The 25,150-nt window shown below is 44.6% G+C and carries 26 protein-coding genes and 2 rRNA genes; 6 read left to right on the top strand and 22 right to left on the bottom strand.

All coding sequences use genetic code 11. The features are described from left to right. Positions 1 to 90: 90 nt before the first annotated feature. Together ABVF09_RS19320 and fumC are read right to left on the bottom strand one after the other, a co-directional pair. Positions 91 to 927 (bottom strand): YihY/virulence factor BrkB family protein, encoded by an 837-nt coding sequence (locus ABVF09_RS19320; RefSeq protein WP_026569104.1) that lies wholly within the window; start codon positions 925 to 927, stop codon positions 91 to 93. Positions 928 to 1,141: 214 nt separating this feature from the next. Beyond that, a complete protein-coding gene (gene fumC / locus ABVF09_RS19315) occupies positions 1,142 to 2,527 on the bottom strand; it encodes a class II fumarate hydratase (RefSeq protein WP_153462348.1) in 1,386 nt (461 codons plus the stop codon). A gap of 358 nt (positions 2,528 to 2,885) precedes the next feature. On the opposite strand from fumC, the gene ABVF09_RS19310 reads away from it, so the two are divergent. Continuing rightward, positions 2,886 to 3,803, top strand: coding sequence for a zinc dependent phospholipase C family protein (locus ABVF09_RS19310; RefSeq protein WP_371069859.1), 918 nt, complete (start codon positions 2,886 to 2,888; stop codon positions 3,801 to 3,803). A gap of 107 nt (positions 3,804 to 3,910) precedes the next feature. On the opposite strand, the gene ABVF09_RS19305 is transcribed toward ABVF09_RS19310, so the two are convergent. The 6 genes from ABVF09_RS19305 to ABVF09_RS19280 form a co-directional block, all read right to left on the bottom strand. After that, the gene (locus ABVF09_RS19305) at positions 3,911 to 5,203 is read right to left on the bottom strand and encodes an MFS transporter (protein ID WP_153462350.1); all 1,293 of its coding nucleotides are present in this window, start codon (positions 5,201 to 5,203) and stop codon (positions 3,911 to 3,913) included. A gap of 407 nt (positions 5,204 to 5,610) precedes the next feature. After that, positions 5,611 to 6,444: a M15 family metallopeptidase gene (locus ABVF09_RS19300; protein ID WP_037329100.1), complete on the bottom strand. Its 834-nt coding sequence runs from the start codon at positions 6,442 to 6,444 to the stop codon at positions 5,611 to 5,613. A gap of 145 nt (positions 6,445 to 6,589) precedes the next feature. After that, complete coding sequence (locus ABVF09_RS19295; RefSeq protein ID WP_026569099.1) at positions 6,590 to 6,832, bottom strand: IDEAL domain-containing protein; 243 nt, start codon at positions 6,830 to 6,832, stop codon at positions 6,590 to 6,592. A 378-nt stretch (positions 6,833 to 7,210) separates the two neighbouring features. Then, on the bottom strand, positions 7,211 to 8,449 hold the full coding sequence (locus ABVF09_RS19290; RefSeq protein WP_026569097.1) for an MFS transporter: 1,239 nt from the start codon (positions 8,447 to 8,449) through the stop codon (positions 7,211 to 7,213). A gap of 220 nt (positions 8,450 to 8,669) precedes the next feature. Further along, positions 8,670 to 9,266 (bottom strand): NAD(P)H:quinone oxidoreductase, encoded by a 597-nt coding sequence (gene wrbA / locus ABVF09_RS19285; RefSeq protein WP_026569096.1) that lies wholly within the window; start codon positions 9,264 to 9,266, stop codon positions 8,670 to 8,672. Between the two features lie 260 nt (positions 9,267 to 9,526). After that, positions 9,527 to 9,739 carry a hypothetical protein gene (locus tag ABVF09_RS19280; protein WP_026569095.1) on the bottom strand — a complete coding sequence of 71 codons (213 nt, stop codon included), beginning with the start codon at positions 9,737 to 9,739 and terminating at the stop codon, positions 9,527 to 9,529. A gap of 245 nt (positions 9,740 to 9,984) precedes the next feature. On the opposite strand from ABVF09_RS19280, the gene ABVF09_RS19275 reads away from it, so the two are divergent. Next, complete coding sequence (locus ABVF09_RS19275; protein ID WP_026771795.1) at positions 9,985 to 10,869, top strand: cation diffusion facilitator family transporter; 885 nt, start codon at positions 9,985 to 9,987, stop codon at positions 10,867 to 10,869. Between the two features lie 155 nt (positions 10,870 to 11,024). Here ABVF09_RS19275 and ABVF09_RS19270 read toward each other — a convergent pair whose 3' ends face one another. The 3 genes from ABVF09_RS19270 to ABVF09_RS19260 all read right to left on the bottom strand — a co-directional run bounded on the left by ABVF09_RS19270 (position 11,025) and on the right by ABVF09_RS19260 (position 12,669). Continuing rightward, positions 11,025 to 11,576 carry a GNAT family N-acetyltransferase gene (locus ABVF09_RS19270; protein WP_371069858.1) on the bottom strand — a complete coding sequence of 184 codons (552 nt, stop codon included), beginning with the start codon at positions 11,574 to 11,576 and terminating at the stop codon, positions 11,025 to 11,027. 74 nt (positions 11,577 to 11,650) lie between these two features. Beyond that, positions 11,651 to 11,944 carry an AzlD domain-containing protein gene (locus tag ABVF09_RS19265; RefSeq protein WP_026569092.1) on the bottom strand — a complete coding sequence of 98 codons (294 nt, stop codon included), beginning with the start codon at positions 11,942 to 11,944 and terminating at the stop codon, positions 11,651 to 11,653. Further along, positions 11,941 to 12,669 carry an AzlC family ABC transporter permease gene (locus ABVF09_RS19260; RefSeq protein ID WP_371069857.1) on the bottom strand — a complete coding sequence of 243 codons (729 nt, stop codon included), beginning with the start codon at positions 12,667 to 12,669 and terminating at the stop codon, positions 11,941 to 11,943. The genes ABVF09_RS19265 and ABVF09_RS19260 overlap by 4 nt, the downstream gene beginning before the upstream one ends. A 425-nt stretch (positions 12,670 to 13,094) precedes the next feature. On the opposite strand from ABVF09_RS19260, the gene nhaC reads away from it, so the two are divergent. After that, positions 13,095 to 14,450: a Na+/H+ antiporter NhaC gene (nhaC, locus tag ABVF09_RS19255; protein ID WP_026569090.1), complete on the top strand. Its 1,356-nt coding sequence runs from the start codon at positions 13,095 to 13,097 to the stop codon at positions 14,448 to 14,450. A gap of 5 nt (positions 14,451 to 14,455) precedes the next feature. Here nhaC and ABVF09_RS19250 read toward each other — a convergent pair whose 3' ends face one another. Both ABVF09_RS19250 and map read right to left on the bottom strand, forming a co-directional pair. Then, positions 14,456 to 15,223, bottom strand: coding sequence for a cobalamin-binding protein (locus tag ABVF09_RS19250; RefSeq protein WP_371069856.1), 768 nt, complete (start codon positions 15,221 to 15,223; stop codon positions 14,456 to 14,458). 80 nt (positions 15,224 to 15,303) lie between these two features. After that, entirely contained in the window at positions 15,304 to 16,059 is a 756-nt protein-coding gene (map, locus tag ABVF09_RS19245; protein ID WP_026771800.1) for a type I methionyl aminopeptidase, read from the bottom strand. A gap of 300 nt (positions 16,060 to 16,359) precedes the next feature. On the opposite strand from map, the gene ABVF09_RS19240 reads away from it, so the two are divergent. After that, positions 16,360 to 16,899, top strand: a complete 540-nt coding sequence (locus ABVF09_RS19240) for a GNAT family N-acetyltransferase (RefSeq protein ID WP_371069855.1) — start codon at positions 16,360 to 16,362, stop codon at positions 16,897 to 16,899. 131 nt (positions 16,900 to 17,030) lie between these two features. On the opposite strand, the gene ABVF09_RS19235 is transcribed toward ABVF09_RS19240, so the two are convergent. After that, on the bottom strand, positions 17,031 to 17,159 hold the full coding sequence (locus tag ABVF09_RS19235) for a YjcZ family sporulation protein (RefSeq protein WP_074598195.1): 129 nt from the start codon (positions 17,157 to 17,159) through the stop codon (positions 17,031 to 17,033). A 276-nt stretch (positions 17,160 to 17,435) separates the two neighbouring features. Here ABVF09_RS19235 and ABVF09_RS19230 point away from each other — a divergent pair, with 276 nt between their 5' ends. Continuing rightward, positions 17,436 to 18,053, top strand: a complete 618-nt coding sequence (locus ABVF09_RS19230) for an NUDIX hydrolase (protein WP_026771801.1) — start codon at positions 17,436 to 17,438, stop codon at positions 18,051 to 18,053. A 251-nt stretch (positions 18,054 to 18,304) separates the two neighbouring features. On the opposite strand, the gene ABVF09_RS19225 is transcribed toward ABVF09_RS19230, so the two are convergent. The 3 genes from ABVF09_RS19225 to mug all read right to left on the bottom strand — a co-directional run bounded on the left by ABVF09_RS19225 (position 18,305) and on the right by mug (position 22,423). Next, the gene (locus ABVF09_RS19225) at positions 18,305 to 20,257 is read right to left on the bottom strand and encodes an aconitate hydratase (protein WP_371069854.1); all 1,953 of its coding nucleotides are present in this window, start codon (positions 20,255 to 20,257) and stop codon (positions 18,305 to 18,307) included. Between the two features lie 889 nt (positions 20,258 to 21,146). Further along, the gene (locus ABVF09_RS19220) at positions 21,147 to 21,905 is read right to left on the bottom strand and encodes a (S)-benzoin forming benzil reductase (protein WP_026569086.1); all 759 of its coding nucleotides are present in this window, start codon (positions 21,903 to 21,905) and stop codon (positions 21,147 to 21,149) included. After that, complete coding sequence (gene mug / locus ABVF09_RS19215) at positions 21,896 to 22,423, bottom strand: G/U mismatch-specific DNA glycosylase (protein WP_026771803.1); 528 nt, start codon at positions 22,421 to 22,423, stop codon at positions 21,896 to 21,898. Before mug ends, ABVF09_RS19220 begins: the two co-directional genes overlap by 10 nt. 82 nt (positions 22,424 to 22,505) lie before the next feature. Between mug and ABVF09_RS19210 the strand changes: the two genes are divergently transcribed. Continuing rightward, positions 22,506 to 22,646, top strand: a complete 141-nt coding sequence (locus ABVF09_RS19210) for a hypothetical protein (RefSeq protein ID WP_162832889.1) — start codon at positions 22,506 to 22,508, stop codon at positions 22,644 to 22,646. A 41-nt stretch (positions 22,647 to 22,687) separates the two neighbouring features. On the opposite strand, the gene ABVF09_RS19205 is transcribed toward ABVF09_RS19210, so the two are convergent. The 5 genes from ABVF09_RS19205 to ABVF09_RS19185 form a co-directional block, all read right to left on the bottom strand. Next, a complete protein-coding gene (locus tag ABVF09_RS19205; RefSeq protein WP_026569084.1) occupies positions 22,688 to 23,113 on the bottom strand; it encodes a hypothetical protein in 426 nt (141 codons plus the stop codon). Between the two features lie 11 nt (positions 23,114 to 23,124). Further along, a complete protein-coding gene (locus tag ABVF09_RS19200) occupies positions 23,125 to 23,544 on the bottom strand; it encodes an STAS domain-containing protein (protein ID WP_371069868.1) in 420 nt (139 codons plus the stop codon). Positions 23,545 to 23,912: 368 nt separating this feature from the next. Beyond that, on the bottom strand, positions 23,913 to 24,290 hold the full coding sequence (locus tag ABVF09_RS19195) for a DUF2512 family protein (protein ID WP_026569082.1): 378 nt from the start codon (positions 24,288 to 24,290) through the stop codon (positions 23,913 to 23,915). A 239-nt stretch (positions 24,291 to 24,529) separates the two neighbouring features. Further along, positions 24,530 to 24,645 (bottom strand): 5S ribosomal RNA (rrf, locus tag ABVF09_RS19190). 391 nt (positions 24,646 to 25,036) lie between these two features. Continuing rightward, positions 25,037 to 25,150, bottom strand: a 23S ribosomal RNA gene (locus ABVF09_RS19185); the annotation flags it as partial.

Below are 25,150 nucleotides of genomic sequence, written 5' to 3'. Positions count from 1 at the left end.
GTGTATCACCTCCTGTAATCCTAGTATGGGACAGAACCGACAGATTATCAGGAGAAAACATTGGTAATTCAGCATTAACCTGTAAACCACTCAGGCACTTGCGTCTTCTCGCGTCTTCTTTTTCCGGTGATAAATGGCATTGATTTCTGCGCCGACGACAAGCGTCAGGCCTGTCAGAAAGAACCAAAGCAAGAGGATGACTACGCCGCCAAGACTACCATAAGTAGCAGAATAGTTGCCGAAGTTCCCTAAATAAAAGGAAAATCCGAAAGAAATGACCTGCCATAGCACTGCTGCACAAACAGCTCCTGGTACTACCTGTCGGATTGGAAAATCAATGTTTGGCGCCAGCCAGTACAGTGCTGTTAAAATCACAATCATCACCACGATACTGACCACCCAGCGCAGCACATTTATCAGTACTTCTGTTCCACTCGGCAAATTGATCACCGAATTGACAAAATCGAGCAGAACACCGCCAAAAATAGGAAGAACCAATGCTACCGCCAATGCAAGCACCATTCCCAATGTCAAACCAAGGGATAATAATTTCACTTTGATAAAAGAGCGTGTTTCTTCCACATTGTACGCATGGTTGGATGCATCGATAAAAGCGTTGACAGCCTTGGAGGCTGACCAAAGAGTCCCCAGAATACCAATCGTCAGCAAACCGCCGCGCTGATTAGTGACGACGTTCACGACAGTATCTTCAAAAGTACCGGCGATTTCAGAAGGAACGACATTTTCCACAAATCCTACAGCTCGTTGTGGATCGATTGATAAATATGGAAGAATCGACAACAACAAAATCAATAAAGGGACAATCGCAAGCAGATAATAAAACGCTTGGGCTGCCGCCAATGTGGTTGCATCATCTTTTTTAAATTCTTTGCCCAGTTCTTTGCCGTAAGCAATCACTTTACTCATTAACCTTGACCTCCTATCGGAAACATATTCTTGCTTGGTATATCCCCGATAAAAAAACTGTTCAATCATTTTTATTTATTTCCGGGCACGTTTTCGACTTCCTTTGTTCTTTCATGGATCATGCGCAGAAAAAGAAAAACCGAACAAACTCGAAAAGGTGTTTCGAATTATCGTCCGGTTTTTTCATTCTATGTTATTTAATCTTTCTTTCGGCTTACTTTGGATAGGTCATTTCTTTTGGGTTGATGTATTCGTCAAACTGCTCCGCCGTCAACAAGCCTGAATCAACCGCTGCTTGTTTTAGTGTGGTGTTATCTGCAAAGGCTTTTTTAGCAATTTTTGCAGCATTTTCATAACCAATATGCGGATTCAAAGCCGTTACCAACATTAGTGAATCCTTCAGGTTTTTCTCGATATTCTCAAGATTAGGCTCCAAACCTTTTACGCAGCGCTCATTAAATGAAAGCATGCTGTCCGCCAATAGTTGGGCCGACTGAATAAAGTTGTGGGCAATAACTGGTTTGAAGACATTTAGTTCAAAATTTCCTTGACTCGCGGCGAAACCGATCGCAGCATCGTTTCCCATAACTTGGACTGCGACCATGGTAACAGCTTCGCTTTGGGTTGGATTCACTTTTCCAGGCATGATCGAGCTGCCTGGCTCGTTCGCCGGAATAGTAATTTCCCCGATGCCACAACGAGGACCGCTGGCAAGCCAACGTACATCATTGGCGATCTTCATCAAGTCTGCCGCCAAAGCTTTCAACGCACCGTGCGAATGAACCAGCTCATCATGGCTCGTCAACGCATGGAATTTATTTGGAGCAGATACAAAATCCTTTCCAGTATATTCATTTATTTTTTTACAAACACGTTCCGAGAATTCTGGATGGGCGTTTAACCCTGTACCCACTGCTGTACCGCCGATCGCCAGTTCTTTTACATATCGGATGCTGTCGACCAGCATCGCTTCTGTTTTTTCGAGCATCCGGTGCCAGCCGCTGATTTCCTGTCCCAGTGTCAGCGGGGTGGCATCCTGTAAATGGGTACGACCGATCTTCACAATTTCCTGAAACGCTTCCATTTTTTCTTTTAAAGTTTGTTTCAAGGTGTCAAGGGAAGGAAGGACAGTATCCTCTAATTTGAGCACAGCCCCGATGTGCAAAGCGGTGGGATATGTATCATTCGAACTTTGCGACTTATTGACATCGTCATTTGGATGCAGCTTGTACTCACTATTCTTTTCATCCAACCACTGGTTTCCCACATAGGCAATTACCTCGTTGACATTCATATTGGATTGCGTGCCGCTTCCTGTCTGCCAGACAACTAATGGAAAGTGTTCCTTCAGTTCCCCTGCCAAAATTTGATCGGCTGCAAAGGCAATCGCTTCCGCTTTATCTTCTTCCAACAGGCCAAGGTCACGGTTCGCCATTGCAGCGCTTTTTTTCAAAACTGCAAAGCCATCAATGACTTCCTGTGGCATTTTCTCCGAACCAATCGGAAAGTTTTGCTTGCTTCGTTGTGTTTGTGCGCCCCAAAATTTATCAGCTGCAACGTGCATTTCTCCCAATGTATCTTTTTCAATCCGATAATCCATCACAGACATCCTCCCTTTGATTATACTACTTCTTCATTGTACCAAATTTTCAAGAAATGTAGAAAACCGACGGTTCGTTGACAATATTAGGATTTAATCTTCCGACTATTTATCCTATTCACGCTTCATGATAAAATAAAGATAAAGCAAGCGAAGGGAGAGACTTTCAGGATATCGTTTCTTCGTCGATGCTCAAGCATTATAAGTGGTGAAAGAGAGCCTTCCCAGCAAGGCTCTCTTTCTTTTTTTCGCCCGTCTTGAAATCGACACAATCTTTTCGCAGAATAGACATTCTTTTTTGCTGGATCATTCGATATAATAGCTTGCAAACAGTTTACCCTGCCAGGGAGGAATTGAAATGCCAAACAGTTGGACACATATATTGTTTTGCGAAGAAATCGCCGATTCTTTGACGGTGGAAAATCCATTCATTCAACAGGATTCATATATGAAAATCGGCGCACAAGGTCCCGATCCATTTTTTTACCATGATTTTTTGCCATGGAAAAATCCGTCGGCTGTAAACCGAATCGGTACCCTTTTGCATACTGAAAAATGCGGGGATTTCCTGACAGATCTTATCACAGAAGCAAAAAACAAAACACTCGACGTCCAAGCCTACGTTTTCGGCTTTGCCACCCATCATATTCTTGATCGGAACGCCCATCCTTATATTCATTACAAAGCGGGATACCGAGGCAGCAACCATCAGCGTTTAGAAATTATCATCGATACACTGGTCGCAGAGAAAATGCGTCGTTTAAAAACTTGGAAAGCTCCCGTCTACAAGGAGCTTGACACCGGCCGCCGTCTGGGAAAAGAGGTTTCGGAATTACTGACAAATTTGATCAACAAACATTATCCCGACCTCCCTGAGGACCTTGGAGACCAATACGTCGAGGATGCCTATCGCGACATGAAACGCGCTCTGCAGCTGCTTTACGATCCTCATGGCTGGAAAAATGCTTTATTTCCTTCATTGGTTTCTGCTTTTTCCCATCGTCCAGTGACAGACCATGTCGATTTTCTCAACGAGTCAGGATCTACCTGGTATCACCCTGCAACACAAGAGCCTTCTGAGGAAAGCTTTTGGGAATTGCTCGAACAGGCAAGACTGGAAGGAATCGAGATCATGAATGAAGTCATCCGTTATTGGAATAGCCCTTCTGAATCCAATAAAGAAAAGTGGAGGGCATTGATCGACAATGTTTCTTACGACACCGGCAAGGCCCTTCACTTGGGATTGACCAATCAATACAGTGATCCAATTGTTTGAATGGCGGTTTGTTGTCAACAGCCGGAAATGAGAAGCCATTCGGTCATCGGCAGTAGTTTGGACGCCTCCGTTTTAACACTGCCGGACTTTTTTTATCAATCATCCCGTCAATATACTTCCACTTTTAAGTCATCGTTCGTCTGTTTATTCGCTTCCTCAACCCCTTTATCTATATTCACCAGTTGCAACAGCACAATTCCCGCTATAAAGAAAAGCAATAAGGAAATAATACCGAACCTGCTTGAACCAGTTAATTGTCCGACGAAACCAAACAGAAACGGTCCGAAAACAGCTGCGAATTTTGAAGAAATTCCGTAAAAACCGTAAAATTCTGCATGCCTGTCTGCTGGTATCATCCTCCCGTAAATCGAACGGCTCAATGCCTGTGCACCACCCTGGACCAGACCGACACTAACTGCCAGCAAATAAAAATGAAAAGCGGAAACCATAAAAAATCCTAAAATGACGATGGCCACATAGGCATAAAGAGAAATCAGCAATGCCTTCTTCGCCGAAATTTTTCCGGCAAGCCAGCCAAAGAAGAAAGTAGAAGGAATGCCAATAAACTGTGTGATCAACAGGGCGGTTATCAATGAATTGGTATCAATACCGATGTCTTTTCCGTAAATGGTTGCCATCTTAATAATGGTGGAAATTCCATCATTATATAGCCAAAAGGCCAACAGAAATATCAAGAGCTGCCTGTACTGCTTTAAGTCCTTCAATGTGCCTGCCACCCGCTTGAATCCAATCGCGGCATATGATTGACTGCGCTGCTGTTGATGTTTCTTTTCTTCCCGAATGTTCCGGAATAGCGGAATGGAAAAAACAAACCACCAAAGTCCGACAGTGGCAAAGGATACACGGCTGGCTACCGCTTGATCCGGCATGCCAAACCAATCATGCTTCAGAAGCATCAGGACATTCACAGCCAATAAAAGACCCCCGCCAATATAACCAAAGGCAAATCCCCTGGTCGATATGCTGTCGATATTGTCCTCTCCTGCTATTTCCGGCAAAAAAGCATCATAAAAAACATTACCGCCTGAAAAGCCGATTGTACCGACGATCAAAAGAATCGAAGCAAATAAATAGTCACCTTCCCCTACAAAGGCCAGAAGAACACTTGCAATCATTCCCATAAAGGCAAAAAAACGCAAAAACTGTTTTTTGGCTGCTGAGTAGTCACTGATCGCTCCCAGGATCGGAGACATCACCGCGACGAGCAATACCGCCAATGACTGGGAATAGCCCCAGTAGCTTGCTGCCATGTTTTCCGGAAGCCCTTGGGCAGCCACATCGTAATAAAACACCGGTAAAATGGCCGCCATGATAGTGGTGGCAAAAGCGGAATTTCCCCAATCATATAGTAGCCAGCTGCGCACCCGTTTATTTTTCATCCCTCTTCTCCCTTCCCTTCCTCTTTACACAAGCATAACAGAATAGCGATCAAATTTTGTTAAGATTCTGTCTATTTTTTCAAAAAGAGATTCCATCCATTCGATGACAGAAAAGGAAAGCTGCGAAAGCGACATTCAGTATTACACAGATATGTTATGGAATTCGATTTATGTACACCTGCGGCAAAGACGAGCCGTTAAACAACAAGTAGAAGCAGTGGTTCCAATACGCTGCTTAAAGCGTTACAAAGCCAAGTTTCCATTACCTTGCGGAGCAAGGTTTATTGTCTCGCAATGGCCTGACTCGGCTTAAAGGGTGAAAAAAAAACCGAACGAGTTCGAATTAATCAGAATTTCGAATCATCGTTCGGTCTGTATGCTTTTATTGCAGTACAGCTCGCGCTGTATTATTCAGAAAACAGGTACTCTTCCAAAGTCGTATTTCGCTGATAAATTTCCTCGGCGGCCTTTTTCCCGACATAACGGATATGCCAAGGTTCATAACTGTAACCGGTAATATCCTCTTTCCCTTCTGGATAACGAATAATAAAACCATAGTTATGGGCATTCTCTGCCAGCCAAGTCCCTTCATCGGTCTGTTTAAAAGACTGTTCTAGTGAAAAAGCCATCTCAGCGGACGTCACATCCATTGCCAGGCCAGTCTGATGCTCACTATTCCCGGGTTTTGCCGAGAATTTGTCAGCTTCCTCCTGCCCCATACTATCGACGTTTTGCTGATAAATTTCTTCCTGGCGTTCATAAGAGCGGTATCCGGAAGCGGCAACCAAATCCAGACCTGCCTCCTCTGCTCCACTGAACAATTCCTCTAGTGCATGGGCAGCTTCTTCGCGCATATAGCGTTTTTCCAAATCTTCTTCAAAATAAAACGGTACATCCGGCGCCATCAGGTCAGGTGGCTCATAACCGTCTGGAAGTTTGAACTGTTTATTGACTAGTACCAAAGTACTTTCCGGGTCTTCAACGGTTACGACTTCCCCGTCCTCCGGTTTTTCCAGTTTCCCACTGCTACTGTCGTTGTTTTCATCGCCTTTTTTCCCTTCCTGATCCTGTCCGGATTCCTGATTTTCATTTTGTGTATCGGATTGGTCAAGGGCTTGCTTATCATCCAGTTCCGTTTGACTGGCTTGGTTATCTTCGCCCGGTTTCGGCTCTTCATCCTGCTGACAGCCTAGCAATACGGCCCCGAGAGCCGCTGTTATGAGTAATGCTTTTCCCTTCATGATAAACCCCTTCATTTCTGGTTGTGTTTTCTATGATACGTTTCTAAGTGTAACATAATGGAGAAGGCTCTTTTAGAAAAAAATGCTGTAAAAAAATCCCTGCCTGAAAAAAATGGCAAGGATTTATCTATTCACCTAACGCTGCTTATTCCTTAACATACGACTGATATTGCTCGCTTAAGGAAAGGAAAGCTTCTCTGTCACTTGCATCAATCGAGTTGTTGATTTGAGCTTCTAAGCGTGATTTGTTCCAGTTAAAACATAATTCATCGAGAAGTAATTTAGTAGCAAGCTTAATTTCATAGGAGATTTCACGTCTGGCCACGATTTTACTTTTCCTATTGGTTCCAAAAGCCTGTAATCTGTAATTGATTTTATGCTTTTTCATGGAACACGCCCCCTTGTTCCTTTTTTTTATTATCCTAGAAAATTAGTTATAATGCAATAATTTTCTGAATATTTATTTACCAGTTCCCTTATTTTTTTCTCCCAAAACTCCCAAAAAAGCCCATTTATCAAGATGGACAAGCCTTTAAGTTGCATTTCACGAGGAACAATCAGCCATCGTACTATGAAGAGCACGAGCTGAAGTCCACTTGGCAAAGGGGATTTTTTACCAAGTCAGCTAAAGCCGTGCCCACGGAAAACGAAGTGCCTGGCCGGAGTTGAGAGCCGCACCTTTCGTTTAAAAAGGATAGAACGGTTTCCCTTTTTCTAATCCAAATTTGTTTCACCTTGCTTTTGTCCGAGTCTCGTCCGGTTATGGTCACGTCTTCTCTCCATCTGCTTCTGGTCGGATAGTTTTAAAGGAAAGAAAGGCCGCGACGACTGCAAGACATGCAAGCAACACTACCATCCATGTCAAATCAACCTTCATTAACAACGCGATGATCGGTGGTCCTGCTGCAACACCTAAATAGCGCGCAGAACTGTAAATACAGGTGACAGTCCCCCTGACCCCCTTTTCAATACTTTCTGTGATCAAGGCGTCTAAACACGGAAGACCAGCTCCTATTCCAATTCCACAAAGCAAGAAGACAATCAATAAATAAACAAATTGATCAGAAAACCGGACGGCTACCACCGACAGTCCGGACAACAAAATACCGGAAAAAGTTATCCATTTCATCTTCACCAGGTCATCCTTGATCACTTTTCCTGTTGTATAGGAAGCAAGACAGAGGGCAGCAAGTGGACCTGCTAAGTATAAGCCCTTTTTTATCCCAGAAAAGTGGTATTGATCCTCTAAGACACTTGATAAATAAAACAAAATACCGAACAAAATAAACATAAGAATCGCACCTATAGCGAATACAGCCGACAACCATCCACCATGCCGGTGGAACGTTTTCCGGGTATTCTTCCAAAATTCTTTGAAGTGCGGTCCTTTTTGGTCATTTTTCGGCTTACGTACCAGTAGTAAAATCAGGAGTAAGGAAATAGCACAAAAAACAGGGATGGCCCAAAATGGCAAAAACCAAATGATTCCAGCCAGCAACGATCCTAAAATTGGACTCAGTACCTTGCCAAATGTGTTGGAGGTTTCAATTAATCCAAGTGTTGCACTTACATCCTTCTCCCTGCGGAACATGTCCCCAACCAGCGGAAGAACAATCGGTGCCGTTCCTGAGGTACCAATCCCTTGAAGAATCCGACCAAGCAAAATATACGGAAACGGATCACTCATCCTCCAAGAAGCATATCCGGATAGGAGTCCCCCCAGTCCGACTATGATAAGAGATGGAATGATCACGACTTTCCTCCCGAATCGATCGGACAGAAATCCCGCCAGGGGAATAAAAAAGATGGCTACAATGGAATAGACCGTAATAATATAACTTGATTGCAGTTTGGAAATATCCATTTCTTTTTCCATTAGGGGGAGTACCGGAATAAGCATCGAGTTCCCCAGCGTCATGATCAGTGGAATCGAAGCCAGTGAAACGATTGCCCATCTTTTTTCGTGTATTTCGCTTTCCTGATGCGAATTGTTCGTGGCGTGCATGGCAATGTTCCTTTCTAATTTTCTCTCCTTTCATGTTTTCCTAAGAGCCGCTTTTTCATGCAAGAAGCAGGTATGTCCCTTCATGGAGAAAAAGTGTTTTTCCATAAATAAGGGAAAACTAGTTTATAGCATCCTGGTCTTAACCTTTGTTCAATCGAAGTCCTTAAGAAAGGGAATGTCCTGCAATTTTTGTTGACAGGACATTCCCTTGGACTTTTACTTATTCTGCAATTTTTTTGGTCACTTCAACCGTCCTTTTTGCCTGGTGCTTCACAGCTGCCTCTACATCCTCTACCATGTTGCCGTCCTGATCGACACTGACACTAATGCCATACGGGTTCCCTCCGGCAGCAAACGTCACCGGATCCGTATAGCCGGGACCGACGATGATTGCTCCCCAATGGAACATAGTCGTATATAGATTCAACGTCGTTGCTTCCTGTCCACCATGCGGATTTTGAGCTGATGTCATGGCGCTTACTACCTTGTTGACAAGCTTTCCTTGAGCCCATAATCCTCCAGCCTGATCGAAGAACTGCTTTGCCTGGGAAGGAACATTCCCGAATCGGGTTGGCACACTAAAAATAAATCCATCAGCCCAGTCGAGGTCATCATTGGTCGCTTCCGGCACATCTTTGGTTGCCTCATAATGCTCTTTCCATGCCGGATTTTGGGCAATCGCTTCTTCTGGTGCAAGTTCCTTGATCTTTCTGACTCTGACTTCCGCACCTGCATCCTTTGCTGCCTCTTCGGCCCATTGTGCCAATTGATAATTGGTCCCCGTAGAACTATAATAAAAAATTGCCATTTTCACCATGATACATTCTCCTTTCCATTTTACCTGCTAGTATTCTCCTTTCTTACAGGAGTATGCACTTTTTTATACCCCATACCAGCAAATGGTAAGCTGTTTTATATTATCTTTGACTCGTAAAATGCTATAAATCCGGCTGAGATGAAGTGCGTTTTTCCCGATCCTCTGCCTCCCTTTCATGTTCGTGACCGGGACGGAAGAACTTTTTCCAGTTCTGTTCACAGCAAAAAAAGAGAGGCAGACCAATAAGGTCGTGCCTCCAATTAGACTACTTTACTGTATGAAGGAAATGTCCAATAACACTCGCCCCAGCCTCTTTGGACAGCAAGTTCATCGAAGGTCCGAGCTTGACTGTTATAAAAATTGATGATTGCCTCTTCGATGGTTTCCTGTTGAGGATTGTAGGAGAGTGAAATTGGTTTGGAGAAGCGCATTCCATCCACTAAACCTTCTATGATTACCGTTTCTTGATACATGCTCTCACTCCCTTGATATAAAAAGATTAATAAGATGATTCCTTGTATTTCTTTACCCTTAAATGTGTACAATTAATCTTATGCAGTCTGGACAATTCTAAGCACCGGCGTTTCACCGATTAAACTAAATTGCCTGGGGTCAACTATAGTGACTGGAGCAAGCTTTTTTTCTCTGGACTTACTGAAGTTTGATTTGATAAGCTATGTTTGCTGGAAAAGCGACAGGAAGCGGAGGCAATTATTTCATGGGTCAATATGAAAATTTAAAAAGAGGCGAACGGGGAGCCTGGATCAGCATCGTTGCTTATTTGATTTTGGCTCTTTCCAAGTTAATCATCGCTTCTATCGGAAACTCGGATGCCCTAAGAGCGGACGGGCTTAACAATACAACAGATGTCGTTGCTTCCGTTGCCGTATTAATCGGCTTGCGGATTTCTCGAAAGCCGCCTGATGAAGACCACCATTATGGTCACTTCCGGGCTGAAACAATTGCATCCCTGGTTGCAGCCTTCATTATGGTTACCGTCGGATTTCAGGTCATTCTCGATACGATTCAGAAAATCATCGACCATTCCCTGGCTCAGCCCAGCATGATTACCGCCTGGACAGCTTTGGGCAGCGCCTTGGTTATGCTCGCAGTCTATCGATTCAATTTACGGCTTTCCAAAAAAATAAACAGTTCTTCTCTTCATGCGGCAGCGCAGGATAATAAATCAGATGCACTGGTTAGTATTGGAGCCTTCGTCGGGATTGCCGGAGCACAGTTCGGTCTGTATTGGCTGGATCCTGCTGCTGGTCTGATTGTCGGCGTCATCATTTGCAAAACGGCATGGAATATTTTCCGGGACGCCACACATACTTTGACAGATGGTTTCGATGAAGGAGAACTGCTGACGATAAAAAACAGCATAGCCAGTGATGAAGAGGTAAAAGAAGTAAAAGACATCAAAGGCCGTCTTCATGGCAACCAGACCTTGGTGGAAGTAACGATATACGTAGAACCTTCTCTCGACGTACAAGAAAGTCATGAAATCACCGAGAGAATAGAGGATTTGCTCCAGGAAAAACATGACGTCAATCATGCCCATATCCATATTGAGCCTGCGCCGGATGCCATCACAGATGGATAGCCTATGACTATGTAGCTGTGATGGCACTATTATTCTAAGCAGAAGGTTAAAAAGCTCAACTATAAATTATTAGCGGAAAATGAAAAAACCGGGCGAGTTCGAAGCTTAGGCTCTGAACTCGCCCGGTTTTTTGCTTTGGCCGTGCAGTAACTTTTTCAACCCCGCTGTTCCAGGCTTTGCAGTTTTTTCAACAGCCCTTGAATATTTTCCCAACCGAAAGCAGACTCCTGATAAGTACCTTCACCGATGGTTGTATCTTCTTTCTCAATTTGACGCGCCCCATGTTTCGCATAGAATCTGCTCGAGGGATTTTGGGTAAGCACCCACACCAGCATGGATTGATACCCTTCCTTTACCATTTCTTCCGTAAATGCAGCCAGCATCCGGGTCCCAAGCCCCTGCCGTTGATAATCTGCCAGTAAGTAAATAGCATATATTTCCCCATCAAAGCCAAATCGTTTCGTCCGTTCTTTGCCTCCTGACACAAAGCCGACAATCTCACCGTCAGTATTTTCCACCACCAAAGCGACTTGGCCGGAGGTTGGCATTTTTAAAATCGTCTCCCACAAGGCTTTCCGGTTTTCGAAGGTGATATTGGACATATCTTTTTCATTAATCAGCTCAAAATACGTTGATTTCCAACTGTTCACATGCACATTGGCAATTTGTTCAGCATCCTCTAATTCAGCTTTTCTGATATGGTACATCCTTTTTCCCCTCTTTCTGTATCTATACTTTCCGCTATATCGGGCAATCTTGGATATCCACGCCCTCCTCCTTTTTATATTGTCAGAAGAAAGACAGTCACAATGGCACCGATAACAACAAGAATGATATTAAGACCCAGGAAGGCCAAAATGACAGCCACAGCGCCGCCAGCCAATCCTATATGCGGTTGATCGGGTTTCACTGTCAATATTCCCGGAAAAATCAATGCTCCCAATGCTGCGTAGGGGATGGCATTAAGCCATCTGTTCATCCATTCTGGAAAATGGATCTTATCGACAATGTATGCAGGCAATATTCGCGGAATCATGGTAACGAGTGACATGCCAAGGATGATCAACAAAATCATTGCTTTTCCTCCTTTAACAGAAAGACGCCGCACAGCCCGCCTATAAGCGTTCCTGATACAATCGCCCAGCCATCACTGATGAATTGACTGCTAAAGGCATTGACGAGCATCGCAATGACTGCTATCAAACCGACCCGCAATTCCTTCCTGACACTGGGCAAAAGCAATCCGATAAACATCGCATATAAAGCGATTCCCATACTCTGGCTCAAAACTGCCGGGATGACGTCACCTAGAACCCCGCCTAAAAACGAACCAGCCACCCATGCAGAATACGCAGTTATCATTAATGCCGCGTAAAAATACATCCCTTTTTCCTGCTTGGCCTCCTCTGTGTGCATCGAGGCGACCGAAAAAGTTTCATCCGTCAAACCCAGTGAAAGAGGCACCTTCCATTGCAAGCCGATGAAACGGAGGCGGTTCATAAATGAGAAGCTCATTACAAAATGACGGAAGTTCAACACAAACGTAGCAATGATTATTTCGATGGCACCGGTGCCTGCCGCTATCATAGCGGCCCCCATAAACTGGCTTGCACCGGCGAAGACGAGCACACTCATCAGAGTGATCTCGGCAACCGTCATCCCGGCCTGTTTTGCCAATACACCATATGTAAGTGCAACTGGTAAATAACCAAGCATGATCGGCACCCCTCTGGCTACCCCTTTCCGGACCATATATAGACGAGCAGATTCCTCTGTTCTTACTACTGCTTTTAATGACATGTGCCGCCCTCCGGTGTAAAAAATTTTTCATTCATTATACCGGATTGCTAGTTAAATAGAAAGAGTTTCAACTATTTTCCACTTAAGAAGGCGTTGACAGTGATACAAGCTTTATTGTATGATTCACGGAAACAGATTACCATAAAAGTTTTCCGCAGATTCCGAAGTAGACTTTACTGCTGTCAGTCGATAGAGACCGGGCGGTTGGTGAAAGCCCGGGCAGGGTAAAGTTGAATTACAGGATCGCAAGAAGCGGCAGTTTTAAAAGCTGGATGGATTCGTTCATCAATTAGGGTGGTACCGCGGAGTAAAAAGCTTCGTCCCTTTCAGGGATGGAGCTTTTTTATTTTTATCGTCTCCTCGCGGGTAGAAAACTCCCTGAAATCCAAAAGATAAAAGCTGAAAACTACAAAAGGAGTATGCTTATGTTTCAAATCAATCCCAAACAGACACCGCCATGGCAGGAAGCCGCCATGTTGCTGGTATTGGTCATCGCCATTATTGGTTTATTTATTATCAAATTAGAAACAGTTCCGCACATTCCTCTTATTCTGGCTGTCATGACTGTAATAACCTACGGTCTTCTAAAGAAAATTCCATTTGTCGATTTGCAGTCAGGAATGGCTGAAGGGGCACGGACAGGTATCGGCGCCGTATTTCTATTTTTACTGATTGGCGTCCTGATCAGCAGCTGGATGGTAAGCGGCACTATACCAGTGTTAATGAATACAGGCATCCAGCTCATCGGGGGCACCTGGTTTTTTGCCATTGCTTTTGCCGTTACGGCCCTGATTGGCACTGCCTTGGGGAGCTCCTTAACGACAAGCGCTACAATCGGCGTGGCTTTTATCGGCATGGCCGAAGCAATGGACTTATCATTAGCAGTTTCGGCAGGGGCGATAGTATCCGGAGCATTTTTCGGAGATAAAATGTCACCACTTTCGGATACTACCAACCTTGCTTCAACCATCGTCCAAGTCGACCTTTTTCAACACATCCGGAACATGGCCTGGACAACCCTGCCGGCATTTTTGATCACTTTCATCATTTTTGTTTTTCTATCGCCCAACCGCCAGATAGGCGGGACTCAACTTGAACAATATCAGCAGGGGCTTTCCGGTTCTGGATTGCTGCACTGGTATGCCTGGCTCCCGCTTCTCCTCCTGGTGGTACTTACTTTGTTTAAAATTCCGGCATTCCTGACTATCGCCGCCAGCAGTCTGCTTGCGACGCTGCTCGCGGGCTTTAGCGGAACCATGGATTGGCTGGAGATTTGGAAAACCTGGTACTCCGGGTACATGGCTGATACCGGCATCAAAACAGTCGACGGCCTTCTGAGCAGAGGGGGGATGGAATCCATGTTCTTGACCATTTCCCTCGTCCTTTTAGCTCTGGGGTTAGGTGGTCTGCTGTTTGTAACTGGCATCATTCCCTCTTTGTTAAAATCGATTCAGTCCAAACTGACAAGTCTACGCAGAGTGACACTGACCACTGTGTTGACAGCAATCGGGGCAAACATCCTGATTGGCGAGCAATATTTATCGATTCTTTTGACTGGAGAGGCTTATAAAAAAATATATGATGAACAGGGAATTGCCCGAAAAAAGTTGTCGCGAACATTGGAAGACGCCGGCACGGTCATCAATCCACTCGTACCATGGAGCGTCTGCGGTGTCTTTTTGGCAGATGTGTTGGGAGTGTCCGTATTGACATACCTGCCATTTGCGTTTTTCTGCATGCTTTGCCCCGTGCTGACCTTGGCGATAAAAGGAGATCGTTAAGGGAATCAGGCTTTCGCCAGCATTTTATTCAGTCTTTCCAGTCCGATCAGCAGTCGTGGCGACGGTCTGCAGAACAGTGACTCCGGCAGTACATGAATCCGGTTTTGCCGGACAGCGTCCAACTCTTTCCAACCAGGACGTTTTTTGACTAATTCCGGACGCATCTTTTGTTCCTGAATACCAACCCAGACCAGACAAATATGGTCTGGGTTCCTGCTCCTTACTTCTTCCCAGGTCGTTTGTACACTTGCCCCCGCTTCCGATTCAAAAACATTCCTGGCACCGGCCAGCTCGCTGATTTCCGAGAGCCAATTTTCTTTACCCGGTGTAAAAACCGGCTTTGGCCACCATTCCCAATAAAGAGACGAACGATAGGAGGAATCAGTCCCCGCTTTAAAGGAAGCGGTTTCATTTTTGAATTCCGCAGCTTTCTGTTTTCCCAAGGACTTTTCCCCAATTGCTATGCCTGTTGACTCCAAGTCATTTGCGATTTCTTCTAATGAATTCGGGTTTAAAATAATGTAAGGAATACGCCGTTTGTCCAACGCTTCGATATTTTTTTCCATGCCTGGTACGCTGAGGGAAGCTAAAACCAAATCGGGCTCCAATCCGGCAATTTTGTCAACATCGATTGATAAGTCGGGACCGACTTTTGGTAACCGTTTCACCCGTTCCGGATAATCAGAAAAATCATCTACCGCAATCAGGGTATCCACTTTGCCTAAATAATCAAGCAGTTCTGTATTGCTCGGACAAATTGAAATAACTCTCACACAATTTCCCCCTTTATCAAATAAGTCAAAGCAACCCACTCCGCCAGAGCCAAAAAAGAGAAAGCAAGTGCTGCTTTCTCTTAGATGTCATCCTGACTGGTCAAGATTTTCGGACCTTCTTTGGTAATTACTACAGTATGTTCATACTGGGCGGATCTCCCTTGGTCGGTTGTCCGTGCGGTCCAATTGTTGCTGTCCATTTGACTGTGCCAGGTGCCTTCATTCAGCATCGGTTCGATTGTGATAACCATACCCTCTTTTAAACGCGGGCCTTTTCCTGCCAAGCCAAAGTGGGGAATATGAGGATCTTCATGTATCGTCGGTCCAATACCATGACCTGTAAAATCACGTACAACAGAAAAGCCTTCTGCTTCCGCGTACGTTTGGATGGCATGGCCGATATCTCCAATCCGGCTTCCCGCCTGCGCCTTTTCTATTCCTTTGTAGAGAGAGTTTTCGGTGACTTCCATCAACCGTTTCCCTTTCTCGTCAACATCGCCGACGGCATACGTCCAAGCCGAGTCGGCAAGCCCGCCATTTAAGTTGACCACCATATCAATCGTCACAATGTCACCGTCTTTCAGTGCCTCATCGCGAGGGAAGCCGTGGCAGATTTCATCATTGACCGAGGCACATGTGGCAAACTGGTAACCGTTATAGCCTTTCTGTTCGGCAGTTGCGCCATGTTCAGCCAAATAAGCCTCGACGAATTTCTCTATTTCCATGGTGGTTATGCCCGGTTTCATTCTCTTCGCTATTTCTTTATGGGTGGATGCAAGCAGCTTGCCAGCCTCCTGCATCATTTCGATTTCTCGATTGCTTTTACGTGTAATCATCTATGACTTCCTTTCTGCATCATCTATTTTATCATGAGGGAAACGGCAGGTAAATCATCTTCCGAATCAACTGCATAAGCAGTATATGAAAGGAGCGTGGAATGCGCTAACTATCGCCATCGTACGATTTCATCCTTTATAAAGTTTATCATGACGGTCCATTTCCGTAAAATAACCTGTCCTTGAAATTCTGTCACTCGTTACAGGATTCGTTCCAAAAAAGGTGGTTAAATATTCACAACATTCTGGGATGCTATGGTAAACTGAAAATCTATTCTAGTAACTACAGGAGGAATTTGATTGGAAGTACACAGACTTGGCCCTGAACATGCAGCAGAATACTGGGAGTTGAGGCTGGAGGCTTTGCGTGAAAGCCCTGGGGCATTTTTGACTACATATCAAGCTGCCATAGCAAAGGAGAATCCAGTTGACTCGACAGCCAAAAGACTCGAAGCTGTTTCTAATTATACATATGGTGCGTACATGGAGAGAAAAATTGTCGGTGTTGTCACCATGCTGCGAAAAGAACAGGAGAAAGTGGCTCACAAGGGAGACATTCTGGCGATGTACGTGACCAAATCAGCCAGAGGGAATGGAGTGGGATATGAATTGTTAAAGAAAGCAAAGCAGGATGCAGCGGAAATCGGCATAGAACAACTTGGCCTCAGTGTAGTAGCTGATAACCTTGCAGCTCAACATTTATATAAAAAAGCGGGGTTTACGTGTTACGGAGTAGAAAAAAATGCAATCAAACAGGAAAATGAATATGTCGATGAAATACACATGGTCTGTTTTCTTTTAAATGAAAAAAATGACCTTGGACCGTCGGGACTTGAATGAAAACAAAAGCATAGCTGTCTTTGCAAAGGAGTTCTAAAAGTGAAAAATGATGATCAAAGCAAAACAAAGAGCTTCCAACTGGAAGCTCTCCTGTGTTGATTAGGTTTATCTAAATGGACCGGTCGAGCTTATTAGTATCCGCCGTAGCCGTAGCCACCGCCACCACCAAACCATGATGACCCGACAATAATAAGCAAGATGAACAAGACAACAATCAACGCAAAACCGGAACCATATCCGTAACCTGCTCCTCCACTCATTTAAACAATCCCTCCTTTTTCCGATGTACTATAGCGTATGTTGCTTCTCTGAAGTCGGAAGGGCGTTTATCGAATTTGGGTATTTGACCAGTATAACAAGTGCTTTAACCTGCAAGGAGGCGGAAGTGTGCTCCTCGGAAACCTCAGGTTACATTCAAAGCGATAGAATAACACATTGCCTCCCGAGGAGAGGTGGGAAGCCGTTCTTCCGCAGTATTTTCGAATGGAACGTTTTGAATAGCTTTTATAAAATTGAAATCGACAGGAGGAACAGACATGGAACCAAAATGGCTAACATGGGCGAAGGAAATCCAGGCATTGGCACAGGCCGGTCTAGCATATTCTCGCGATGTATATGACCAAGAGCGTTTTCAGCGCCTGCGTGAAATCAGCAAAGAAATTGTCGCCGGCCATACAGACATTCCCTATGTTAAATTAACAGACTTGTTCACAAATGAAACTGGGTATCAAACCCCTAAAGTGGATATAAGGGCTGTCGTGTTGGAAAAAGGGAAACTTTTACTGGTTCAGGAAAAATCAGATGGAAAATGGGCTCTGCCCGGTGGATGGGGAGATGTCGGGCTCACTCCCGGCGAAGTCGCTGCCAAGGAAACATTGGAAGAGGCAGGATTAAGAGTAAAGCCAGTCCGGATGCTCGCCGTTTATGATACCGTCCAGCACGATCACCCGCCGATGCCTTATCACGTATATAAATTGTTTATTCAATGCGAATTGCTGAATGGGAGGCCCACGGGTGGATTGGAAACAAGCCGTGCCGAGTTTTTCAATGAAGACCGGCTGCCGCCCTTGTCACCCGGACGAAATACTCAAAAACAAATTTTCCAATTATTCAAGGATGCCGCAGACCCGGATGCGCCCTGCCGCTTTGATTGAAACATCACCTAAGCTAATTGTGTCCATCGCCACACCTGCATGACACACATCACCCTCCGACCAGCTTAAGAAGAGCCTTGGCGTTTCGTTCTTTGCCACAGAAATCAGGGGGGATGCGCCGGAACTGCACATTATTATCTACCATTTCATTTGATTGCTTCTTGGACAATAAAAAAAGGCTGCCCCATTGATTTTCCCTGTTGGAGCAGCCATATCTTTTATAAAATGATATTTCGACTTTTTCAACATACCTAACTATTTTTAGCTTCCCCTTGTTTGACCCAGTTGATCAGTCCGCCATGAAGCATGACATCGATTTGACGTTTAGATAGCGAGTGTTTAGCTTCTATCGGTCCTTTCCCTTTCACCTCGACCTCCAATGCGTTCGTAGCCGGCAATGTCTGATGCAGGTTTTTCACGCGCAGCACGTCTCCGTGTTCGAGCATGTCATAATCTTCATCATGAACAAACTCTAACGGCAAGACACCAAAGTTGACGAGATTTTGCCAGTGAATCCTCGCATAATCCTTCACTATGACAAAGCGAAGTCCCAGATAACGTGGTGCAAGCGCAGCATGTTCACGGCTGGAACCCTGACCGTAGTTGCTGCCGCCGATTATGACATGACCGCCGGCTTCTCTGGTTTCCATCGCCCGCTCATAATAGGTACCGTCCAAAATTTCAAAAGTGAACTTGCTGATTTCCTCCAAATTACTGCGATAAGGAAGGACACGGCCGCCACCTGCTAAAATTTCATCGGTCGAGATATCATCCCCCACCTTGAACAAAACAGGTAATTCCATCTCGTCCGGCAATGCTTCAAATTCAGGGATCTTCGATATATTAGGCCCTTTTACAAGCTCTGTTTTTCTGGCCTCTTCCAAGGGAAGCGGCTTTTCCAGCAATTCATTATTAATTGTAGGCTGCTCGGGAAGTTCTACCTTCGGATACTCCATTTCCAAGTCGCGTGGATCGGTGATTTTCCCTGTTAATGCCGAAGCCGCTGCCGTTTCCGGACTGCACAAGAATACAGCGTCTTCTTTGGTGCCCGAACGCCCCGGGAAGTTCCGCGGGGTAGTCCGCAAACTGTTTCTACCGGTTGCGGGAGCCTGTCCCATTCCTATACATCCATTGCATCCAGCCTGGTGCAGCCTGCCTCCAGCCTGAATCAGTTCAAATAATAGACCGGATTTTGTCATATCAGATAAAAGCTGTCGAGATGCCGGGTTGATATCCAGGGAGACACTGTTGGAAACTTGTTTTCCTTTCACAATTTCTGCCACAATCGCTACGTCCCGGTAGCCAGGATTTGCCGAAGACCCGATGTACGCCTGATAGATAGGTTCGCCCGCCACTTCTCGAACAGGGACCACATTTCCCGGACTGGAAGGTTTGGCAATCAATGGTTCCAAACTCGATAAATCAATTTCTTCCTCTAAATCATAGGAAGCATCCTTATCGGCTTTTAGTTCAATCCAGTCTTCACCTCGCTCTTCCATCTCCAGAAACTTACGCACCTCTTCATCAGATGGAAAAACAGTAGTAGTTGCACCTAATTCAGCCCCCATATTGGCAATCACATGGCGATCCATCGCCCCAAGTTGACTGACTCCCGGCCCGTAAAACTCAATAATTTTTCCAACGCCGCCTTTTACACCGTGCCTTCTTAATAATTCCAGAATGACATCTTTGGCACTGACCCAGTCCGGTAACTCACCAGTAAGCTTCACACCCCATATTTCCGGCATTTTCACGTAGAAGGGCTGACCGGCCATGGCAAGTGCGACTTCCATGCCACCTGCCCCCATCGCCAGCATCCCTATCGATCCTGCAGCACAAGTATGACTATCGGAACCTACCATGGTCTTTCCCGGCTTCCCGATCCGCTGCATATGAACCGGGTGGCTCACACCGTTTCCCGGTTTGCTGAAATAGACTCCGAATCTTCTTGTTGCACTTTCCAGAAATAGATGGTCATCCGGATTTTTATGGTCCACTTGGATAAGATTGTGATCGACATACTGAGCCGAGGCTTCCGTTTTCACCCTATCTATCCCCATGGCTTCCAATTCAAGCATAACCAAAGTGCCTGTTGCGTCTTGGGTCAAAGTTTGATCGATTTTCAGTCCGATTTCTTCTCCCGCTTCCATCTTTCCCGATACCAAGTGATCCTTCATCAATTTTTGCGCAACATTAAGTGCCATGTATATCTCCTTTCTTCAAATTTTTTCGCTCCTATTTCATGATGTACTAGGGTTTTCGCAGCAAAAAACTGCCAATATGTCCTATCAATCTTTTTCCTTACTTGAATCGCTTTCAAACCTTCATGATAAAAAATTTCTTACTTAGCTGCTATTTTCTTTGTGCTTATGTTTAAAGGGATACTGGCTGAATAATTCGCCACTTCCTATGGAAGGTTCTTCATCACCACCACCGTGTGGCCACCGAAGCCTTAAGCCTTCCAAACTGTCAGAAGAAGGGCGACAAAAGGTGGGAAAGCTTCTACAGATTCATCCGCGTTTAAAAGAAGTTTATGCATTAACACACCGGTTGGATGAATGGTTTAAAAGAAGACAGCCGGAAAAGGTCTGGAAGAATGTCTGGAATCGCTATGTGCTTCACATATAGAGGCATCTCATCGTACAAGTAAAACAATCTGGTGGTCGAAACAAGAGATGTTACAGTCATTCGTAATGAGGATATCGGAAGAATAAACAATACGATAAAGGCTTTAAAACGAGATTCCTTTGGGAGCAAAGATTTTTAACGATAAAGCATAAAATTTTATGGCAGCACACGGTAAAAAAGGCTCTATAGAGCGAAATAGTATAGCAGAGGAAATAAGCTAGACTCCTGCGGAAAACGGGCAGCCGAGCCCCCACAAGCAGGCTTTGCGAGGAGGATCGGGCGTTCGTCCGCGGAAAGAGAGTTTATTTCCTCTGCGGCCTCAGGAAAATAGCTATTTTTTGTAGTGAGCCTTTCGATAAAGAGAGCGTGGAGTGAAAAATCACACCGCCCCGTTTGACAGAGAACCTTTTATGTGGCTTGATAAGCTCTTCGCACTTCCATAGCATGATATTGCTGCCAGCAGCATTATTCAGCGTCCTTGATACTGTATATCTTTCCACTTTCCAGCCGGACTCCCAGGTTTAACACGGAAACCAGATGGTCTGCGACAATTTCTGCGCCACGTAACTGATTTTCTTGTTTCAATTGCTTGAACTGTTCTACATCTTGAAATTGTTCTTCACTGGATGAGCGGATTGCTCCCTGCATGTCCGTATCCATTTTTCCAGGATCATACAACACGGCTTTGTTTCCGGTTTCTTTCGCATTCTGTTCGAGAGCGACCGTTTGTGTGAACCGGTTGATTGCAGCTTTTGTACTGCTATACGCACTCCACCCATAAACAGAACGGTTCGCTGCACCAGAAGTGACATTGACTACAACTAATGGAATAGACGATTTTTCGGCTTCGGCTATCAGTAAACTTGTCGTTGTCATAGGAGCCAGTTGATTAACTTGGATATGGTTGGTTAAAGCGGACACATCGTAATTGCCCGCAGTATCGATCGGACTCACTACACCAGCGTTATTAACTAAAAACACCTTTTCGAAGGTGCCATCAAATGCTTTGTCCGCTACCTGTTTAAAAACCTTTTCAACATCCTGGATATTTGCCAAATCACATGTGTAATAATGATAATGCTCCTGGTATTGTTCAGCAGTTTCCCGGAGTTCCTTATTATCCTTCCGGGAAATACCGATGACATTCATTCCCTGCAGCAAAAGGCGCTTAGTCAAAGCTGCGCCAAGACCGCGTGAAGCTCCAGTAACGATAGCTAATTCCATGGATGGTCATCCCCTTTCTTCACTACTTCTGTCAACTTTTGATAAATCGCTGTAATTTCGTCCAGTTTCATTCTGACCAGGCCGCTCGAAGATGGAGCTACGAATTCATGACTGTTGCTCACAGGATTATCCTGCATTCCCCAAGAAACCTGCCGCTTCTGACTGAACTCCTGATAAACACCCTTCCCGACAAAACATACAACGCCGGGCTGATAACGGGTGATTTTATCCAGCAAATCCATCCTTCCCTGCTGATATTCTGCCTTCGTTATTTCCGCCGCTTCTTTTGTAGGTCTTGCGACAATATTCGTTAACCCATACCCATATTCCAATAGGCGATCATCTTCCTCTGCGGTTAACTTGACAGGCGTAAGACCGGAACGATACAGGATTGTCCAGAAACGGTTGTTGGGGTTGGCGTAATGATGACCTGTTTCAGAAGACTTTATACTCGGATTGAATCCTACAAACAAGACCTTCAAATTTGTCCGTAAATGATCTGGAATAGGTTTTAACATAGACGTTGCTCCCTTTCTTTCCATTTTAGTTTGAATACGAGCAATAGACTAAGCCATGCTATAAGTAAAAGGAGTTTTTATGTTGGAAAAAGACAAGAAAACGTATAAACAAAGCTATGAGTCAGACGGAAAAATGGGAAAGGACCAACATCGCGAGAAAGGAAAAACACCTACCTACAAAGATGAGAAAATGTTTTTTAATACGACAGAGGCAAGTGAATAGTCGATGATGAAAGGCAGCACTCTAATAGGGCGCTGCCTTTACTAAATGGATTTCTCGACAGTCATATTTTTCAAACCATTCTTGATAAATTCGTTCTCGTATCCTTCTGCGATTTTTAGTCTTCTATCGATGTCCTTTTGTTCAAGTTTTCCTTTCGGCCCAAGCTCACGCAGCAAGTCACGGTTGGCCAGTCGATAAGTCAGTTCTTCCCAAAAATTATAGTCTTCATATTCCTTTATATAACGATGGAGCTTTTCCTCCAGTTCTGCTTTGAGATGATAAAAATCATCTTCCTTGTCATAGATAATATCCGTTGATCCTGCGTTTTTATAAACGAATTGTTCAAGCTCTTCATAGTGGGAAACTTCTTCATTCCGATGGGCATTCACCAGCCAATTTCCTAAATAAACAAGCTCGGTCAACTTTTGGTACTGACTCTCCGTCATTTCGATTTTCATTTTACTCATCGTTTCTCTCCTTACCCAATAATCTGTTTGCCTTCCTGTGCCAGCGCAAAGTGAATCGCATGTTTCAATGTTGAAAAACAATTTAACCCTTTCATGTTTACATTTGCCTCGATCAACTTCATGCTCAAGTTCGGCGAAATACCGACAATTGCACTTTTCATTCCGAGCAACCCGGTGGATTGTGTCAAACTTTGCAAAAGAGAAATGGAGTACGCATCCAAATCGTCATCCAATCCAATGACATCCAGGATCAAAAAATCCGCATGATAATCCGGTAAGTTTTTCATTGTTCTGCTCAGCAAATCGTCGGCTCTTGCTTCATCATACTTACCTATCAGCGGCATCACTACAATTCCATCTAAAACCGGAATCAACGGAGACGAGATTTCTTTTACAAGTGTGGATAAAGTTTCCGTTCTCTCATCCACCATTTGTTCCAAACGATTTATTTCCTCTTGCTCCTTTATCCTTGTGAAATGATGAATGTCCTTGATGGGATGCATGTATAACGCGAATGTTTTTCCAAAACGGAGCCATTCATCGTCCGTCCCCCTTCATTGGCAGTAATGCTAAACGACACTGCTACTGTGTCAATTTTATCATTTCCTGTCGAATTCCCAAAACAATGCGTTTATTTCCATGAGAAGGGGTTGCTTCTCTTTTTCTCCTTTTACTGTAGAGCTTCGCAGCATTTTCGTTGTCCGTGTTTCAACCATGATGGGGCCATATAAATAGCCCTCCGTGATTGCGGAGGGCTTGCTGTATCGCTCTATTTATGATGTTTTGTTACCTTTCATTATTAATGACTTTCAGATAACCTGTGTCTCTCTCTGATTGTCGCCATGTTATTTTTCGCTAACCATTTATGGTAGAACCATTCACCTGCGGCTATTACAATCGCTGTGATCAATGCCGGTAAAAAGGTACTTTCTGCTCCGATGACTGCAAGTCCGATCCAAAGCACTATTAGCGCTAATCCAAAGTCAGCTGCAGTTGCCATCATGTTGCTTGTACGCGGAAATACCATCATATCACCAAGAGCATATGCTGCTGCTATTAAAATAATCCCCAATACAGTAGTACTCCAGAAAGAGACGTCAAAAATCAACGTCATAACAATCCACATGATAGGTAAAACCATTAACGCTTTCATGCCAAGGGCTTTTCCGTGTTCCATAAAAATACCTCCTTATTTTGTATTTGGTAACGTTATTCCGCATTTCTAAACAGGCTAAACGGTTAAGCTTGATTTTAGTAAAAATGAACTATTGATTTTGTGTTTTTTATTTGCTAGCACTTACTGACTGTCAGGCTGTTCCTTCTATAAGCCGGAGCTGCAGTTAAGCATAAGGGAAAGAAAGACATACGAAAACCCCCTTGAACGAGGTTGAACTCATTCAAGGGGGTTTTCGTTTTGCCTGGCGGCGTCCTACTCTCGCAGGGGCAAAGCCCCAACTACCATGGGCGCTGGAGAGCTTAACTGCTGTGTTCGGCATGGGAACAGGTGTGGCCTCTCCGCTATTGCCACCAGGCCTGCAGGATGCAGGTCGTTCTGTGTTGTTCACAGGACGTGAACGGGCTTAACAGAACTTCCTCGGTGATTAATTAAGAAAAGTGTACCTTCAAAACTAGATAAGAAGGAAGACAATCAACGAATTTCACACGTGCTAGTGCTTTAATCCAGCTCCGACTCCCAGGTCCTCGCTGTGTAAGCAATTCCTCTACAAGGCTGAAAACCAGCCTTTTCGCGGTCTTACTTATCCAGTCGGACCTTAACGGTCGTCTCCGCTTTTTGTTTCAATCCAGCTCTGCGGGCTAGATGCTCGCGTCATAAGTCATTCCCCTACAAGCCCATAAAGCAGGGCTTTTCGGTGACTGGCTTATGCGTGTCGCATCTGACCAAGCCCGCTACGCTTTTTGTTTTAAGTTAAGTCCTCGATCGATTAGTATCCGTCAGCTGCACGTGTCACCACGCTTCCACCTCGGACCTATCAACCTCATCGTCTCTGAGGGATCTTACTCATTTAAAATGATGGG

The organism is Sediminibacillus sp. JSM 1682029, assembly GCF_041366435.1.
GTDB lineage: Bacteria > Bacillota > Bacilli > Bacillales > Amphibacillaceae > Sediminibacillus > Sediminibacillus terrae.
The sequence above is the reverse complement of the archived record's forward strand: the minus strand, read 5'-3'. Positions and strand labels throughout refer to the sequence as shown.

Coding starts and splice junctions, on each gene's coding strand:
- mug (WP_026771803.1), bottom strand. CDS start 22,423: ATGTTAAAACCTATTCCAGATCATTTACGGACAAATTTGAAGGTCTTG.
- ABVF09_RS19200 (WP_371069868.1), bottom strand. CDS start 23,544: ATGGTGGATGAGAGAACGGAAACTTTATCCACACTTGTAAAAGAAATC.
- ABVF09_RS19310 (WP_371069859.1), top strand. CDS start 2,886: ATGCCAAACAGTTGGACACATATATTGTTTTGCGAAGAAATCGCCGAT.
- ABVF09_RS19300 (WP_037329100.1), bottom strand. CDS start 6,444: ATGAAGGGAAAAGCATTACTCATAACAGCGGCTCTCGGGGCCGTATTG.
- ABVF09_RS19230 (WP_026771801.1), top strand. CDS start 17,436: ATGGAACCAAAATGGCTAACATGGGCGAAGGAAATCCAGGCATTGGCA.
- ABVF09_RS19195 (WP_026569082.1), bottom strand. CDS start 24,290: ATGGAACACGGAAAAGCCCTTGGCATGAAAGCGTTAATGGTTTTACCT.
- ABVF09_RS19280 (WP_026569095.1), bottom strand. CDS start 9,739: ATGTATCAAGAAACGGTAATCATAGAAGGTTTAGTGGATGGAATGCGC.
- fumC (WP_153462348.1), bottom strand. CDS start 2,527: ATGGATTATCGGATTGAAAAAGATACATTGGGAGAAATGCACGTTGCA.
- ABVF09_RS19260 (WP_371069857.1), bottom strand. CDS start 12,669: ATGTCATTAAAAGCAGTAGTAAGAACAGAGGAATCTGCTCGTCTATAT.
- ABVF09_RS19235 (WP_074598195.1), bottom strand. CDS start 17,159: ATGAGTGGAGGAGCAGGTTACGGATATGGTTCCGGTTTTGCGTTGATT.
- ABVF09_RS19220 (WP_026569086.1), bottom strand. CDS start 21,905: ATGGAATTAGCTATCGTTACTGGAGCTTCACGCGGTCTTGGCGCAGCT.
- ABVF09_RS19295 (WP_026569099.1), bottom strand. CDS start 6,832: ATGAAAAAGCATAAAATCAATTACAGATTACAGGCTTTTGGAACCAAT.
- ABVF09_RS19205 (WP_026569084.1), bottom strand. CDS start 23,113: ATGAGTAAAATGAAAATCGAAATGACGGAGAGTCAGTACCAAAAGTTG.
- nhaC (WP_026569090.1), top strand. CDS start 13,095: ATGTTTCAAATCAATCCCAAACAGACACCGCCATGGCAGGAAGCCGCC.
- map (WP_026771800.1), bottom strand. CDS start 16,059: ATGATTACACGTAAAAGCAATCGAGAAATCGAAATGATGCAGGAGGCT.
- ABVF09_RS19225 (WP_371069854.1), bottom strand. CDS start 20,257: ATGGCACTTAATGTTGCGCAAAAATTGATGAAGGATCACTTGGTATCG.
- ABVF09_RS19270 (WP_371069858.1), bottom strand. CDS start 11,576: ATGTACCATATCAGAAAAGCTGAATTAGAGGATGCTGAACAAATTGCC.
- ABVF09_RS19265 (WP_026569092.1), bottom strand. CDS start 11,944: ATGATTTTGTTGATCATCCTTGGCATGTCACTCGTTACCATGATTCCG.
- ABVF09_RS19275 (WP_026771795.1), top strand. CDS start 9,985: ATGGGTCAATATGAAAATTTAAAAAGAGGCGAACGGGGAGCCTGGATC.
- ABVF09_RS19320 (WP_026569104.1), bottom strand. CDS start 927: ATGAGTAAAGTGATTGCTTACGGCAAAGAACTGGGCAAAGAATTTAAA.
- wrbA (WP_026569096.1), bottom strand. CDS start 9,266: ATGGTGAAAATGGCAATTTTTTATTATAGTTCTACGGGGACCAATTAT.
- ABVF09_RS19290 (WP_026569097.1), bottom strand. CDS start 8,449: ATGCACGCCACGAACAATTCGCATCAGGAAAGCGAAATACACGAAAAA.
- ABVF09_RS19305 (WP_153462350.1), bottom strand. CDS start 5,203: ATGAAAAATAAACGGGTGCGCAGCTGGCTACTATATGATTGGGGAAAT.